The organism is Vibrio sp. B1FLJ16 (assembly GCF_905175385.1).
Lineage (GTDB): Bacteria > Pseudomonadota > Gammaproteobacteria > Enterobacterales > Vibrionaceae > Vibrio.
In genome coordinates this window covers 1,119,783-1,135,205 of sequence record NZ_HG992750.1, presented here as the reverse complement: position 1 = coordinate 1,135,205, position 15,423 = coordinate 1,119,783, and the positions used below count along the sequence as shown (strand labels likewise).

The window sequence follows — 15,423 nt, the reverse complement described above, 5'->3', positions numbered from 1 at the left end:
AGCCAACTTCAAAAGAGAGACTATATGAGCAAAACTTCACCACGTCATTCTACGGTTATGCCAATTGTCCCAATGAAAACTGCATTCAAATCTGATCAGGAAAACGAACGCCGCTTTCATGTCATGGCTAAACCAGGCGGTGCGAAATGTAACATTGACTGTCAATATTGCTTTTACTTACACAAAGAAAATCTGCTTCATCAGCCAAAGCAACCAAAGATGGATGAGGAAACCTTAGAAGCGTTTGTTAAGAGTTATATTGAGAGTCAAGATAGCGATGAAATCGTGTTTTCTTGGCAGGGCGGTGAACCTACGCTGCTCGGCTTAGATTATTTCCGCAAAGTCGTAGAGCTACAAAAGAAATACCAGCCTAATGGCACTCGGATAGAGAACGATTTACAGACTAACGGTATTTTACTCAACGATGAGTGGTGTGAGTTTTTAGTTGCAAACAACTTTCTTGTCGGTTTGTCGATTGATGGTCCGGAAGAACTGCACGATAAGTATCGTAAAACCCGCAGCGGCAAACCAACCTTTCATTTAGTGATGAAAGCCGTTGAGAAACTACAGCATCATGGCGTTCGATTTAATGCGCTGGTAACAGTCAATCGCCACAACGTGAAGTATCCTCTGGAGATTTACCGCTTTCTAACCCGAGAGTTGGGCGTTACTTACATTCAGCTCGCGCCAGTGGTTGAAGCAAACGACTTTCACACCACAGCCCCACAATTCTGGAACGAACAGATGATTCCCGTAATGGGAAGTGAATTGGCTAAACCGGGGCATCCTATGTCTGTGGTAACTGACTGGTCAGTTGATCCTGACGATTGGGGTAAATTCCTGAGCGATATGTTTGTAGAGTGGGTGAATAACGATTTGGGTCGTGTTCTCGTCAACCTGTTTGAAACCGCGGTAGCACAGGTTATGGGCAAGCCAGCTCAGCTTTGTATTACTTCTGAATTTTGCGGAAAAGGATTAGCAATAGAGCATAACGGTGATGTGTACAGCTGTGACCATTATGTATATCCGGAATACAAGCTCTCAAATATTCACGAACACTCGTTGAATGAAATGGCGTTCTCAACTCGTCAGTTTAGTTTCGGTATGGCAAAGCGGGACTCGTTGCCAGACTACTGTAAGAAGTGTCCTTATCTAAAATACTGTTGGGGCGAGTGCCCGAAAAACCGCCTGATAAAAACGCCGGATGGTGAGGAAGGGCTTAATTACCTATGCTCAGGTATTCGTCGATTCTTTGATGACACTTTACCTATGTTGGTCGGTTTATCGCAGTTACTGCAACAACAAAACTCTAAGTAGGGATCACGATGAACAATGCGCAGCAAGCGATAAATAAACTGATTGAAGAGACTGAGAAAAGTGTTATCGGCCAAAGCCACGTCGTGCAGGCTTTAGTTATTGGTTTACTGACCAACGGACATGTTCTGCTGGAAGGTTTACCGGGAACAGCGAAAACACGGTCTGTAAAATCGTTAGCAAATCTGCTTAATACCAGCTTTGGCAGAATTCAGTTCACCCCAGATTTACTGCCTTCTGACGTGACCGGTACAGAGGTTTATCAGGAGCTAGACGGCAAACCGCAGCTTCATTTCCAGCCTGGCCCTATTTTCAACAGCATTGTTCTGGCGGATGAAGTGAACCGCGCACCAGCAAAAGTGCAGGCTGCTTTGTTGGAAGCCATGGCTGAAGGCACGATTACTGTTGGCGATAAAACGCATGTGCTGCCCGAACTGTTTATGGTACTGGCGACACAAAACCCGATTGAGCAGGAGGGTACATATCCTCTGCCAGAAGCGCAGATGGACCGCTTTATCATGAAGGTCACGGTGGACTATCCTGAAGATCAAGCTGAAAGAGAAATCATCCGCTTAGTGCGCAGTGAAGAGCTAGGTGCAGAAACCAGCTCTGAGATTGTGACGCCAGAGCACATTGAGCCTGAGTTAGTGTTAGAGGCACGCCGCCAACAACCTGATGTTGCCGTGTCTGAACTGGTTGAAGATTACATCGTTGCCTTAGTGATGGCGACTCGTAAGCCGGAACGCTACGCTGACTCTAAATTATCCAAATGGATTGAAATTGGCTCAAGCCCGCGTGCTTCCATTTCTTTGGACAAATGCGCACGAGCTTATGCATGGTTACAAGGTCGCGACCATGTCACACCGGATGATGTACGTGCAATGGTTCCGTCCGTATTAGGGCATCGTTTCTCATTGACTTACGATGCTCTGGCAGATGGTGTTGATCATCAGCGAGTGGTTCAGGAACTGCTAGACTCAGTCGCAATCGGGTAAGCGGAGGCATTATGGCAAAGCCGACTCTTGCGCCTAAATCTGAGGGGACCGATCCCCGTTTGCATTGCGATTATGCAAGGCTCGTGCGTTTGCAGGCACAAGCCGAGTCGTTCAGTTTACTCCCTCACCTAAGAGCTGGCAGTGCGCTTTCCGGGCGACATAATTCACTTTTTCGTGGGCGCGGACTGAATTTCGAAGAGTTACGCCATTACCAATTGGGTGATGATATCCGTAACCTCGACTGGAAAGTGACGATGCGAACGGGTAAACCTCATGTGCGTAGCTATACCGAAGAGAAAGATCGCAATGTGATCGTCTGCGTTGACCAGCGCAGTGCGATGTTTTTTGCTTCCACCAAGGTAATGAAGTCTGTTGTCGCAGCCGAAATCGCGGCAATGTGTGGCTGGAGAATTTTAAAAGACGGTGACAGAGTGGGTTTCGTGATTGCTTCCCATCAAGCGTTGTTTCACGCTAAACCGCAGCGCTCACAAAACGTTCTTCTTTCTCAGCTTAAACACTTATCGCGGGCCAACCAATCGCTCAGTGTCGAATCGATGGATTCAGACAAAGTGACCTTTAGCAAATGGATTGAGCTGATAAAACGAATGAAGCTCAAACAGTCTACCCTGATTTTTATTAGTGATTGGAGTGACTGCGAAGAGCATCACCTTGATCACTTAAAACAGCTTCAGCAACACAACGATATTCTTGCGGTAATGGTCAGTGATCCCCTGGAACAAGCATTGCCTGATGACTTGGCAAAATCAAAGTGGGTGATAGGTGATGGCCAGTTTCAGCTTAATTTAGATAGTAATGCGAAAGTAGAAGCTGCAAGTGCCACATTGGAAGCCAAAGCTGATTTTCAGCGTCAATCATTAGCTCAGCTGATGGCGATAAAGCACCTGCCTCATATTGAACTTAATACGACAGGTAAACACATTAAAGAATTTCAGAAACGGGTAGGAGGGCGTTAAGTGAGCGAACTGCCTAAGCCACCTGGTACGTATATTCTGAGTAAACTGCATGATGTGACGGTACCACCAAGTGTGAGTTGGTATCCACAGACCATTGGCTGGAAAATTCTTGCAGTCGGGGTTTTTCTTGTTTTTCTTTATATCGCTTACCGCTTGGTACGTAAGTGGTGGGTTAACCGCTATCGGAAAGAAGCGTTGGAAGCGATTTCCCAACTGGATGTAAATGATAGTGAAATGCCTAAAACTCTGTTTTCCATTTTGAAGATAGTGCTGATTCATCTTGATAGCCGTAACGCGAAGCTGTTTGATAGCGCTTTTCTTCGCAAACTCGATGAGCTTAATCCCCAAAAACATGCTTTTACTGATGAAGTCTCAAAGTTATGGCTCGGAAGTCTTATTAATCCAAATATAAAGCTCACAGGCGATCAGCGTACTTCTCTCATCGAGAAGGCTCGATGCTGGGTTAAAGAACATTCACAAGTGACTGAATTAGGTAAAACTTCATCAGCGTCAAAAGATTTCCAAGGAGGTCATCATGAATGATCTTCTTTCTGTAATGGGCTTGCCTGGCTTTGAGTTCGGTCATCCGTTTTGGCTGGTTGTTTTGCCGTTACCGTTAGTGATCTACTATCTGGTACCCGCTTACCGCACCAAACAAATGGCCATTAAAGTGCCTTTTTTTAGCCAGTTAGTTGAAGCCATTGGTGAAACTCCGTCTGAAGGAGCAAGTCAGCTAACTCCAAGTTGGTGGCAGCGTGCGACGCTACTCCTGTCGTGGATATGTGTTGTTATCGCAATGGCAAAGCCAACTATCTTAGGAGCCCCTCAAGTGCGTGAAAGTCTTGGGCGAGATGTGATGGTGGTCGTCGATTTGTCTGGCTCCATGGCGGAACCTGATTTTACTTCTCGCACTGGTGAAAAAATCTCTCGTCTCGATGCAGCCAAAGAGGTGATGGCTGAGTTTGTCCAGTCCCGAAAAGGTGATCGGCTCGGCTTGATTTTGTTTGGTGATGCAGCATTTGTTCAAACCCCATTTACGGCCGACCAGAAGGTGTGGCTCGAACTGCTCAATCAAACGGATGTTGCCATGGCAGGACAGAGCACAAACTTGGGCGATGCGATTGGTTTAGCGATTAAAGTCTTTGATCAGAGTGACAAGAGTCGCAGTGAATTAGATCACAGCCAAAAGCGTGAAAAAGTAACAATTGTACTCACGGATGGGAATGATACCGGCAGTTTTGTTGAACCGATAGATGCGGCAAAGGTAGCGAAAGCAAAAGGCGTTCGTGTGCATGTTATCGCAATGGGTGACCCTCAGACTATCGGTGAAACGGCACTTGATATGGATGTGATCAACAGAATTGCTTCCGAATCAGGTGGCCAAGCTTTTGAAGCGCTTAATCGAGATGAATTGTCTGGCGCTTATGAAGACATCAGCAAGCTGGAGCCGCAGCTTTACGAAAGCACGACCTATCGTCCTAAACAAAGTTTACACCATTATCTAATGGTATTGCTGGTGGTTGTACACTTGCTTGCGTTTGGTGTAGCGACACTGAAAAGAAGAGCTAAAGTGCGCTTATCAGCAGGGAATGTATCATTAGGTAAAGTGCCGTTGGGAGAACGCGATGTTTGATTCTCTTAGCTTCACGCAATTTTTCACCCAGTTTCATTTTATTCGCCCATTGTGGTTACTGGCGCTAATCCCGATGCTGTTTCTGATCTGGCTACGCTGGCGTGAAGAGAGTAAGCCAGGCTGGAAAGATATTCTGCCGGAGCACCTGCGAGAGGCATTGACGATTGGTGAACACGGCTGGCGTAAACAGTTGCCTCTCAAACTACTCATGGTCAATGTATTTCTTGCCATTATTATCTGTGCCGGTCCAAGTTGGCAGCGCGAGGCTTCCCCGTTTGGTGAAGACAAAGCGTCTATGTTGGTTATTCTGGATAACAGTGACTCTATGTTGCAAAAGGATCTGCCACCAAGTCGGTTAGAGCGTTCTAAACAAAAAATACGTGACCTATTAGCGGCAAGGCAAGGTGGTAAAACGGGCTTAGTGGTTTTTTCTGGTAGCGCGCATGTTGCTATGCCAGTGACACAAGACAGTAGAGTATTTGATCCATTTCTCGCTGCAATCACGCCGGAGATTATGCCGGTTAAAGGTAAACTCCCAGAGCAGGCATTGCCACTGATTGACCTACAGTTGCAAGGGGTAACTGGCTCGACGGTGTTATTGGTGTCAGACGGTGTTAACCCAGCCACAGCTAAGCAATATGAGGACTATTTTGCGAATAAACCATACCAATTATTAATACTTGCAGCGGGTAATTCTGATGTGGTCAGTAATAACCCGATGGATTTGGCCTCACTACAAACACTCGCCAGCAAAACCAACGGGCGATTAGTTGAAGTGAGCGTTGATAACAGTGATATAGAACAGTTAAACCGTTATGTAGAGCGTAACATGCAACTTAACGGTGAATCTTCTATGCCATGGAAAGACATGGGCTATAGCCTGCTGTTTCCAATCGCACTTATCATGCTATTGTGGTTCAGAAAAGGGTGGTTAGTCCAATGGTGTGTGATTGCGATGGTCTCTGGCAGTCTCATTATGCCCAATAAAGTGTTGGCGGAGAATATTTCCGTGAAAGCTGAACAGCCTCAGGTCGTAGAGACGGTATCTGCACTCGATAAGGTTACTCAGTGGTGGTGGGATTTATGGCTGACGCCTGATCAACAAGGTCAACGGCTGTTTAATAAATTAGAGTACCTGGAGGCAGCAAAGCACTTCTCTGACCCTCTGCGCAAAGGAACGGCATATTATTACGCCAGCGAGTTTAAACTCGCTCATAGTGCATTCTTAGAAATGCAGAATGACCCATTAGAAGAGGTAAGAGATTTTGGCTTATACAATGCTGCGAGTGCGCTAGCACGCCAGCGCGAGTACCTGGCAGCGAGAGATCTGCTTAAGGCTTTGGCGAGTAAGCCGACATTAAGCAATGCACTGAGACCTGATGTTGAACATAATCTAAAAGTGATCAGCGCTCTTGTTGAGGAAATCAATCAGATGAGTGAAAGCCAGGCAGGAACAGAACCAGATTCTTCGACTGAACTTGGGGATAACCCACAAACGGCAGAGGGCGCAGACGAACAGACAACCGCAGACAAGATGGTTAAAGAGAAGTTAACTGCCGATGAGATTCTCGGTAATCAAGAGATGGCGGATAAATGGCTAAAACGTGTTGAGTCTGATCCTAAAGACTTTCTGCGAGCTAAGTTTCAGATCCAGTTGCGGTCACCAGTATCGACTAATGCATCTAGTAGTCGCGACATAAACAGCAACGAGGAGAGCCGACAATGATGATGCATTTTCATTGCTTCAACTCTTCTCGTTTGTCACGCCTGTTAGTGGTATTGGTGAGTTTATTTACGAGTAGCTTAATCTTTGCTCAAGATATTCAAGACTTACAACGCAGCCACGACGTCGAGATAAAAGCCTGGGTGGGAAAGGATGCGACTGATGGAGAAAGTCGAACTCCTCCAAGTTTCAGTGTTAATGAACAGGTAGTTTTGACCATTGAGGTAGCAACTCCTCGCTGGTTTACTGGCGGGACTCGAATCGGTACTGTGGATGTTCCCAATGTGATTGCGAAACAGCGCAATCAACTGGCGACCAATTTTACTGAGCGTAAAGGCGGACAAACCTGGTCTCGCCAACGGTGGGAAGTGACAATGTACCCGCAAGCATCGGGAGAATTTGTGATCCCGCCTGTTGCGGTTGGGGTTCAGGTGTCTGCACCTGACGGGGAAAACGTCTCAGGTACGCTTTATACTCAGCCAATTAAGTTCAAAGCATCGCTGCCGTCGGGGCTGTTGAGTAACAATGTGCCTTGGTTTGTCGCGACGGATGCAGAAGTGACGCAAGAGTGGGAAACTTCAGGTGAATCGCTAAAAGTTGGTGATGCAATCACGCGCAGAATAACGATCACGGCACAGGACAGCTTGTCGGTGTTACTGCCCGATCTGCTTAAAGGCGAGTCGACCACACGCTATCAGGCTTACCCGCAACCCCATCGACTCTCGGACACGCAAACACGTGGTGACTATCAATCTAGTCGAGTAGAAGAGAGTGTTTACGTCATTCAGCAAGGCGGAGAGCTGACATTACCTGACTATAAGTTCCAATGGTGGAACAGTAAAACACAGCAACTTGAAAGTGTGGTGGTTGAGGGGCAGTCTTTTCAGGCAAAACACACATTGAAATCGTTCGTTAAAGCTTATCTCGCGTGGATTATTGGTTCGCTTGTGGCAGCTTTGCTTAGTGTCGTTTTGTTTTTCGCGATTAAGCGCTATTACCGAAACAGACCAACACCTCCATGGCTAACTTTACACCGTTTACTGAAAGATAAGCGTTGGGGAGAGGCAAGGGCGGTGCTCTATAAGCAGCTACGTGTTAATACCTCTGAACTAGAGATGAGCAAAGTAGACGCAAGTCTCTCATGGCAGAAAAGTTCAGCAAGACTGCAAAGCGGAGAGCGCAGTGCAAGCCTTATTAAGTCGATGTGGCGTAAAATTCAGATTAAGAGAAAAGCGTTTAAACTTCGTATACCTAAAGCCTTACCTCAGTTGGATAAGTTAAACCGAAGCGGCGAAACTGGGAAAGAGTAAAATGAAAACAAAAACAATACGAGCGATACTAAACGGCAAAAAAGCTGGGATACCCGAACTGAGAAACGCAATCATGGCGCTGAGAGATAAGGGCTTCGATGTACAAGTCCGTGTGACATGGGAATCTCAAGATATGGCGCGTTTAGTCAATGAGGCCGTAAATGAAGGCATTACTCGTATTGCAGTCGCAGGTGGTGATGGGACAGTTAATGAAGCAGTTTCTGCAATTGTACAAATTGATGAAGAGAAAAGGCCTGAACTGGCAATAATTCCACTTGGAACCGCTAATGATTTTGCCACTGCCAACTGTATTCCTGGCTCTATCCGTGATGCTCTGTTCCTGGCGTTAAAAGGGAAGTCATATTTGGTTGATTGTGTGAAAGCGAATGATCGTTATTTTTTCAATGTTGCGGCAGCGGGGTTTGGAGCTCAGATTACTGCTGAAACTCCTGCGGAGTTGAAAAACTTTTTAGGTGGCGGAGCATATACGTTAACGGGCGTTGTTAAAGCTCTGGGTTTCAAGCCTTACGATGGAACGATAAAAGTAGATGATGGCAGCTTTAAGGGGGGAATCTTACTTGGTGCGTTTTGTAACGGCCGTTTGGCTGGTGGTGGTCAGTCATTAGCTCCTAATGCGATGATTGATGATGGCCTTATGGATTTAACGCTGGTTTGCCCGTTCCTGCCACATGAACTGCCGAAAGTGATAGAAGAGATCAATAATCCTAGAATTACCGGTGATTTTGTTAAGCATACCCGTACAAGCTGGCTCGAAATTGATTTCCCAAATCCGTTACCTCTGAATCTAGACGGCGAACCTTATCGCTCGCGCAAGGTACGCTTTGACGTTTTGCCTAAAAGTATCCGTTTAGTATTGCCTGAAGATTGTCCATGTATCGGGGCAAGTACCTAAGTCCTGTCAGTCTTTATCAATCTTTTGTAGCTGTCACATAGCAAACAGAAAACGGCACCTCAAGGCGATTAAACTCTTTAATCCATCGCCACTGGTTATCCTGTAGTTTGTCGCCTGGGCCTTTCACTTCAATCCATTCAAATTGTCCATCCTTAAACGCGATTAAATCTGGCATTCCATTGCGATACAGTTTGAGATCGCTAAGTTGTACTTTGAACAGCTCAATTAGCATAGCAGTAGGAATGGTACTGAGTGCATGTTCGAGTAGCTCTTTACTTACTACGCCCCAAGAAACAAAAGGGTTGCTGATGCCAAATTTAGCGTCATATCTATCAAGTATAGATTTGCTATTGCCAGACGCGAGTTGAGCGAATGCCAAGCTGATTAATTCTTCGCGTCTGGATACAAAATCAGCGTGATACAAATCGAGTGGTCGATGTTGGTAGGCATTGATAAAAGCACCCTCAATAGGGGCAAAGATCGCATCCCAAAAGGTGAGTCCTAACAGAGCGTTGAGCAGAGTGTTTTCTGCGTAGAATACTTTCCAGCCTAAGCGCTCAAAGTGCTCTTTGGTAGCAAGTTCCACACGTTGTTGGGATAAATCCAGTTCGATATGATGCTCATGACAGTAGGGTTTGGCTGCTCTTGGTACCTTTTGCCCAAACTTTCGTTTTACTCGTTGCTCCAGCTTTTGGGCCACTTCCCATTCAGATACATCGGTAGGTGATGCTAACATTTCAGTGACAATGTCACTAAATTGTTTGTCACGGTTCAGCTTATCGAATATTCGTGCACGACGTTCTCTGCTCGGTGGGAGGTTGGTTTGTTTAAAAAGCGCTAATGCTGTTTCCAGTTCACTAATACGTTCGTAGTCACGAGCGATGTCGTTGAGCATGTGCTCCCGCTTTCTGTCCACGTAGCTATGTTGAACAGTCTCTGGCATTGCCTTAATTAGAAGGTCGAGGTTTGCTTTGTCCTTCCGATCGCACTGCCAGTAAATGTTGGCTAGTTCGCTCAGCTCAATCAATCGGTCAATTTGCAATCGAGACTCGAAGAAGCGACGTTCTTTGCTTAATTGATAGTGCTCGAACTTATGTAATCCAAGGTCGTCTAGTACAAACTGACTTAAGTCTTGGTGTGTATTAGCGAAGAACAAGGTGAGTAAAACATCAATCATGTGGGCTGAGTTCAGCCTGATGACTGTAAAATCGAGGGCTGAGAACGAAATGAATTCGTTACTACTTAGTTGCTCGACCAGTGCATCTTTTTTTAATGATTTAGGTAAGTTCGGGTAGAGTGCGAGAATTTCTGGTTTTGTTAGTAAGTTCGCAGTTAGCTCTTGATGTGACAGGTTAGGAGAAAGTTCAACAAGCTTGGATTGATTGAGTTCTATCAGAGACTCGTCAATGGACGGTATTTCTGCGTAGCTAAGTTTATCACTACGAAACCAACAGCCTTTGCGGCTATATAAACGTACCAAAAGGCATTGAGCGTGTTTACTCAATTGCTCAAATGCCGATAGCCACTGATGCTCTTCATCTGACAGTAAATCGCCATACCATTTAGTAGCGTGTTGGGTCAGCTTAAAGAAATTATCTAAATAGTAATCTGGTGCGAGTTCGACAGGGCTTTGCATATGTTGATAAGTAACCAATAACAAAAAAGGCTTAACCCATAGGTTAAGCCTTTTTGCTATCAAATCAATTCACAATTAAGCGCTTCTTAGCTCAGCGACTTTTGCTTCAGACAGTGGTTTAGTGATGAAGGCTAATACGATACATACCGCCATCATTACTGCCGAAATGGTGTAAGCCAGAGTGTAACCTTCGCCGTTCGTCATTGAGTAACCAACTACAGCAGCACCGATCGCACCACCGATACCCCATGCTGTGTATAGCACGCCATAGTTAGTACCGTAGTTTTTCAGACCGTAGAACTCTGCCGTCAGAGTTGGGAATACCGCGAGAAGTGTACCGTAACCAACAGCTGCGATTGCAGTACCAATGATCAGCGTAAATTCTGAGTTGAATGTTGCAAACAGCACCATGTTGATGCCTTGCAGAACGAACGCAAGAAGCAGAGTACGAACGCCGCCAATTTTATCCGCAAGCATACCAGCCGCAACACGGCCGCCAGAGTTAAATACCGCCAGAATAGAAGCCAGGTAAACCGCGTTAGGAAGGTTAGCCTGAACACTCGCAATTGTTGTGATGTTACCAATGATCATCAGGCCAACAGAAGCGGCAAAAGCGTACATAATCCATAGGGAGTAGAACTGTGGCGTTTTCAGCATCGCTTTCCAGCTTAGATCGTCAGATTTCTTCACTGCCTTAGGTGCCTGGCCTTCTTTTACTTTAGGCTCAGCTGGCGTGTAATCGGCTGGTGGGTTGTTAATAGTCGCTGCTAGTGGCACTGCAATTACAAGAACACCAATACCCAGAACTAAAAAGCTAGTCTGGATACCCATGTTTTCGATCAACGCTGAGGTAACAGGAGCTAGGTAAATAGCCGCCAGACCGAAACCTGCTGCGATGATACCGTTCACCATGCCTTTCTTCGATGCATGGAACCACTTCATTGCAGAAGGTGACAGACATGCGTAACCAAAACCGATACCGGCACCAGTAATCACACCAAAAGTGATATTTAGCATGAGTGGTGAGTTAACAAAACCTGACGCGATCATACCAAGGCCGGTTAGTACCGTACCCAGAATAAGGATCAGACGCGGACCCATACGGTCCTGCAGGATGCCCGCAACAAGAAGACAGATAGAGAAAGTGATGGTTGCAGTTGCGTAAGGTGCGGAAGCTTCAGCAGCAGTCCAGCCTGATTCAGTTACCAATGCCTTGTTAAAAACACTCCAGGCATACAGGATGCCAAGACAAAGGTTGATACAGAAACCTGCTAGCAGGATGCGCATAGCTTTATCAATCTTGCTCATTTTTTCTCTCGGTTATTCCTCTTGGCTGAAGCCTGTGACCTTTTAGCTGTTACCAGTATGGGTAGGTCGATAGCCCGACTTTAAAGAGGGGTAGTTTAAAGATGCGTTTTTTCAAAATTAGTTTGCGTTTTTCAACAAGTGACGCAATGAGCGCGGATTATAACCAATAAATATGTGATTGGAATCTCTTTTTACCTTTGGCGTTAAAAATAATTTGAATGTATTAAATCATTTGTACATCAGCGATTACAGGTGTAAATGAAGTGTTAAAAATGGAATGTTCTATTAGTTTCACGAGAAGTTTCTCTGTTAGTTGATAAAAGTCGATGGACACCCGCACTGAACTCACAATTTTAAATAAAAATTGCGGCGCATTTTTGTGTTAATGCTTTGTGATAAAAATAGGATAAATGAGCCACTTTAAGGCTAAGTATTGGATACTAACGATTTATTAAACTTAAGTTGTTAACCTTTTGTAATAATGTTAATTGATTAGTTTTTTTGACAAAAAATGAACAAAAAATGTGCTTGTATTTGTGCGTGAGATGAGCAAAATAGGCTGAAAAATGAGTTTTCATTTATGAAGGGATGCTTTTTTCGACTTATTGTGAGGTAACTTATGAAATTGTTCCTAATGCTTCTCGCTTCTGTATTTGCAGGTGTGGCATCGGCAGAGCATTTCCATTCATTTATGTTAGGCCTGTCAGTCGCTTCTTTGGCGGTAGGCAGTTGCTACTTTTTCGCTTTTCGTAGTTCCAGATTCCCGCAACTTGCGTTATTTCTTCTAATTTGCGGCATGTTGTCTAAGCTAGCGATCACCGTTGCAGGTGTGGTTTGGGGGATGTCAGCGGATATTATTACTTCGCCAATTGTGTTCGCGTTGTCTTATTTCTTCTTCTCTCTCGTAGTGACATATCTGTGGTTCAGTTACCGCGACAGTATCACGCAGGTTCCAGTACGTTTGAAAGCAGCGTAATAGTTACTTGTCCCGAATGTATAAACGCCAGCGACTTACCGCTGGCGTTTTTGCTTTATGAGTTCGAGTTAACCTAAACAGTCACTGTTAGTGGTGGCTCTGGCACTTCCAGGAAGCAGGCAATAACGCGATAGAGTTCACCCTCAGCGACCGTTATTTTCCCGTCAGATTCGATAGCGAGTCGACATGCTCTGACAAATTTCTCCCGATCTTTTGGTTTGAGTTGTACAAGCAGTTCTAACGCAGCACGACTCAAACTCCAGTTTTGATTTGCTTCTTGCAATACCTGTTCTGGCAGACCCAGATAAACAACCGCAGAGTTAAACGCGTGCTGTGCTCTTATCGGTTCTGGGTGGCTAACCCATGCGAGCTCTCTGAGTAACCAAAGTACACTTTCTTTCAGTTGCCCCAATGATTTTTGCTGTCTTGTGCGCCCGAAAGAAACGACTAACTCCTTTTCCACCAAATTAATAACGCACCATTCGGCGAGAGTGTAGTGATTATCCGTTTGAGATAGCTCGCTCAGAACCTCACAAAGCCTATTTTTTTGTCCTTCACTGAGCGATTTCAACGCGGGTATAGCCAGTTCGAGTAGAGGGAAGCGAAGGTGAAGGGGGATCGAGTAATCCAGCCACGGAAGTAGCTCCGCCTGAGACGATGGCGGAACATGACTTTTGATCATCTCTCGCTGAATATCACTGCCATCAAAGATAATGAAGAGAGGAATGAAACGCGCACTATAAGGCTCTCGCGCAAGAGCAACTAATTGTGGTGGCAGTTGTCTTATTAGTTGTTGACCAGTGTCACTTAGTTGCGTTGCGGCAGAGATAGGCTCTGAGGCTGCTTCTTCAATAGCTACGTTGCTGGTTTCACCTGCAAATCCACTGACTTGCTCACCAGTAAAAGCCGAAGTTCTGTTTTCATCTTGCCTGATATAACTGCCATCCCAACCGGGGTCTATCCGGCGGATTCTTTCATCAAGAGGAGGATGAGTGGCAAACAATCCTGAAAAGCCGGAGAGTTTGCTTTGCCCAAACATCATGTGGCTCATATCTTCGCTTGCTGTGGCATCCAGCTTGGAACCAAAAGAATGTTCGGCAATTTTTTTCAGTGCACCAGCAATCCCTTGATCGTTACGAGTGAACTGCACTGCGCTTGCGTCAGCTAAGAATTCACGTTGTCGAGAAATTGCGGCTTTTATCATAGAGCCGAACAGCGTGCCCAGCCATCCTAGCACCATACAAACCAGCGCAATCAGCATAACAACAGCGAAGCCATTATTTGAGTCAGAATTGCTACGACCCATACCACGAGTTGAGTAGCGAGAATTGTCCAGCACTAAATGACCAAAGTAGGCGATACAGGTAATGCCGAACAACACCCCAATCAGTCGTGTATTGAGCCGTGTATCCCCATTTAGAATATGGCTGAACTCGTGAGCAATGACCCCTTGGAGCTCATCACGACTGAAGCTTTCAAGTGCACCTTGTGTGACGCCAATGACGGCATCGTCGATGCTCATACCTGCGGCAAATGCGTTAATTCCGCGTTCTTCGGTCATCACGTAGACAGGTGGAACCGTAATTCCTGAGGCGATGGCCATCTCTTCAACAACATTCAGTAACTGTCGGTGTTTAGCATTCGTTGTATCCGGAGAAATCAGTGTTCCACCAATACTTTCTGCGACTCCCCGTCCGCCACTTGAACTAAGTTGACTGAGCCTAATCAGTGAACTGGCAGCAACAACCAACACGACTCCTGCAAAACTTAATAGGCAATAGTGGATGATGCTCTGTGTATTGAACGGCTCACCTGAAACCGAAAAATAGATGCCAATGGAAATCACGCTGACCAATCCGGTGATTGCTATAACTGCCAGAGTAAACAGAAATACCAACAGTCCGGTTCGCTTACGTGCTCTGTCTTGTTGGTTGAAAAAATCCATCAGAACTCAACCTTTGGTGCTTCTTGAAGGGCTTCACTATCAGCGAACTCAAGCAGTTTACCGTTTTGGAACCCGAACATATTGGCAAAAATCACAGGAGGGAAGGTTTGCTTATATGTGTTGTAGCTCGTTACCGCATCATTAAACGCCTGACGCGCGAAGGCGACTTTGTTTTCTGTACTGGTTAACTCTTCCTGAAGTTGAGTCATTGTGTCATTTGCTTTCAGCTCTGGATAGGCTTCAACAACGACATTCAGTTTGCCCAATGCGTTTTGCAACATGCCTTCTGCCTGGTTTAGCTGGCTGATGGCGGCTTCACTGTCCGGCGCTTCACTTGCCGCTTTCAAACCTGCTATTGCTTGGTTTCGAGCCTGAATGACTCGCTCAAACGTCTCTTTTTCGTGTTCCATATAGCCTTTTGCTGTATTGACCAAATTTGGGATCAGGTCGTAGCGGCGCTTGAGCTGAACTTCGATTTGGGCAAAGGCATTTTTGAAGCGATTGCGCAGGGTCACAAGCTTGTTGTAGATACTAATACCGTAGGCTGCGATAAGCAGAATAATAACGATCAGGACAATCAGTGCAGTCATAATGAGGTTCCAGTTTATATAAGTTGCTTATATTTTAGGCAGAGTCTGGCGCTGATGCTGCCTTACATACGCGAAAGATGTTATGTGATGCTATAAATGGCGTTAC

13 protein-coding genes are annotated in these 15,423 nt (G+C 45.6%); 9 read left to right on the top strand and 4 right to left on the bottom strand.

Annotated elements, in window-relative coordinates:
* The first annotated feature begins 24 nt into the window (after positions 1-24).
* From KHN79_RS19040 to yegS, 8 genes are read left to right on the top strand one after another with little or no spacing between them, the layout of a single operon-like run.
* A complete protein-coding gene (locus KHN79_RS19040; protein ID WP_182009132.1) occupies positions 25-1,317 on the top strand; it encodes an anaerobic sulfatase maturase in 1,293 nt (430 codons plus the stop codon).
* Between the two features lie 8 nt (positions 1,318-1,325).
* Positions 1,326-2,309, top strand: coding sequence for a MoxR family ATPase (locus KHN79_RS19035; protein WP_182009133.1), 984 nt, complete (start codon positions 1,326-1,328; stop codon positions 2,307-2,309).
* A gap of 11 nt (positions 2,310-2,320) precedes the next feature.
* Complete coding sequence (locus tag KHN79_RS19030; protein ID WP_182009134.1) at positions 2,321-3,283, top strand: DUF58 domain-containing protein; 963 nt, start codon at positions 2,321-2,323, stop codon at positions 3,281-3,283.
* Complete coding sequence (locus tag KHN79_RS19025) at positions 3,284-3,826, top strand: DUF4381 domain-containing protein (RefSeq protein WP_182009135.1); 543 nt, start codon at positions 3,284-3,286, stop codon at positions 3,824-3,826. It abuts the gene before it with no gap.
* A complete protein-coding gene (locus KHN79_RS19020; RefSeq protein ID WP_182009136.1) occupies positions 3,819-4,916 on the top strand; it encodes a VWA domain-containing protein in 1,098 nt (365 codons plus the stop codon). Before KHN79_RS19025 ends, KHN79_RS19020 begins: the two co-directional genes overlap by 8 nt.
* Entirely contained in the window at positions 4,909-6,642 is a 1,734-nt protein-coding gene (locus tag KHN79_RS19015; RefSeq protein WP_182009137.1) for a VWA domain-containing protein, read from the top strand. Before KHN79_RS19020 ends, KHN79_RS19015 begins: the two co-directional genes overlap by 8 nt.
* Positions 6,639-7,949, top strand: a complete 1,311-nt coding sequence (locus KHN79_RS19010) for a BatD family protein (protein ID WP_244812684.1) — start codon at positions 6,639-6,641, stop codon at positions 7,947-7,949. The genes KHN79_RS19015 and KHN79_RS19010 overlap by 4 nt, the downstream gene beginning before the upstream one ends.
* Position 7,950: 1 nt before the next feature.
* On the top strand, positions 7,951-8,862 hold the full coding sequence (yegS, locus tag KHN79_RS19005; protein ID WP_182009138.1) for a lipid kinase YegS: 912 nt from the start codon (positions 7,951-7,953) through the stop codon (positions 8,860-8,862).
* A gap of 16 nt (positions 8,863-8,878) precedes the next feature.
* Here yegS and KHN79_RS19000 read toward each other — a convergent pair whose 3' ends face one another.
* Together KHN79_RS19000 and KHN79_RS18995 are read right to left on the bottom strand one after the other, a co-directional pair.
* Positions 8,879-10,498: a VRR-NUC domain-containing protein gene (locus KHN79_RS19000; protein ID WP_182009139.1), complete on the bottom strand. Its 1,620-nt coding sequence runs from the start codon at positions 10,496-10,498 to the stop codon at positions 8,879-8,881.
* A gap of 75 nt (positions 10,499-10,573) precedes the next feature.
* A complete protein-coding gene (locus tag KHN79_RS18995; protein ID WP_182009140.1) occupies positions 10,574-11,806 on the bottom strand; it encodes an OFA family MFS transporter in 1,233 nt (410 codons plus the stop codon).
* 619 nt (positions 11,807-12,425) lie between these two features.
* Between KHN79_RS18995 and KHN79_RS18990 the strand changes: the two genes are divergently transcribed.
* A complete protein-coding gene (locus KHN79_RS18990; RefSeq protein WP_182009141.1) occupies positions 12,426-12,782 on the top strand; it encodes an NADH:ubiquinone oxidoreductase in 357 nt (118 codons plus the stop codon).
* Between the two features lie 73 nt (positions 12,783-12,855).
* Here the strand turns inward: KHN79_RS18990 and KHN79_RS18985 are convergent, their stop codons facing one another.
* Positions 12,856-14,727 carry a M48 family metallopeptidase gene (locus tag KHN79_RS18985; protein WP_182009142.1) on the bottom strand — a complete coding sequence of 624 codons (1,872 nt, stop codon included), beginning with the start codon at positions 14,725-14,727 and terminating at the stop codon, positions 12,856-12,858.
* Entirely contained in the window at positions 14,727-15,317 is a 591-nt protein-coding gene (locus tag KHN79_RS18980; RefSeq protein ID WP_182009143.1) for a LemA family protein, read from the bottom strand. The genes KHN79_RS18985 and KHN79_RS18980 overlap by 1 nt, the downstream gene beginning before the upstream one ends.
* Positions 15,318-15,423: the final 106 nt, after the last annotated feature.

Coding starts and splice junctions, on each gene's coding strand:
- KHN79_RS19010 (WP_244812684.1), top strand. CDS start 6,639: ATGATGATGCATTTTCATTGCTTCAACTCTTCTCGTTTGTCACGCCTG.
- KHN79_RS19030 (WP_182009134.1), top strand. CDS start 2,321: ATGGCAAAGCCGACTCTTGCGCCTAAATCTGAGGGGACCGATCCCCGT.
- KHN79_RS18985 (WP_182009142.1), bottom strand. CDS start 14,727: ATGGATTTTTTCAACCAACAAGACAGAGCACGTAAGCGAACCGGACTG.
- KHN79_RS18990 (WP_182009141.1), top strand. CDS start 12,426: ATGAAATTGTTCCTAATGCTTCTCGCTTCTGTATTTGCAGGTGTGGCA.
- KHN79_RS18995 (WP_182009140.1), bottom strand. CDS start 11,806: ATGAGCAAGATTGATAAAGCTATGCGCATCCTGCTAGCAGGTTTCTGT.
- KHN79_RS18980 (WP_182009143.1), bottom strand. CDS start 15,317: ATGACTGCACTGATTGTCCTGATCGTTATTATTCTGCTTATCGCAGCC.
- KHN79_RS19015 (WP_182009137.1), top strand. CDS start 4,909: ATGTTTGATTCTCTTAGCTTCACGCAATTTTTCACCCAGTTTCATTTT.
- KHN79_RS19020 (WP_182009136.1), top strand. CDS start 3,819: ATGAATGATCTTCTTTCTGTAATGGGCTTGCCTGGCTTTGAGTTCGGT.
- KHN79_RS19000 (WP_182009139.1), bottom strand. CDS start 10,498: ATGCAAAGCCCTGTCGAACTCGCACCAGATTACTATTTAGATAATTTC.
- KHN79_RS19040 (WP_182009132.1), top strand. CDS start 25: ATGAGCAAAACTTCACCACGTCATTCTACGGTTATGCCAATTGTCCCA.
- yegS (WP_182009138.1), top strand. CDS start 7,951: ATGAAAACAAAAACAATACGAGCGATACTAAACGGCAAAAAAGCTGGG.
- KHN79_RS19035 (WP_182009133.1), top strand. CDS start 1,326: ATGAACAATGCGCAGCAAGCGATAAATAAACTGATTGAAGAGACTGAG.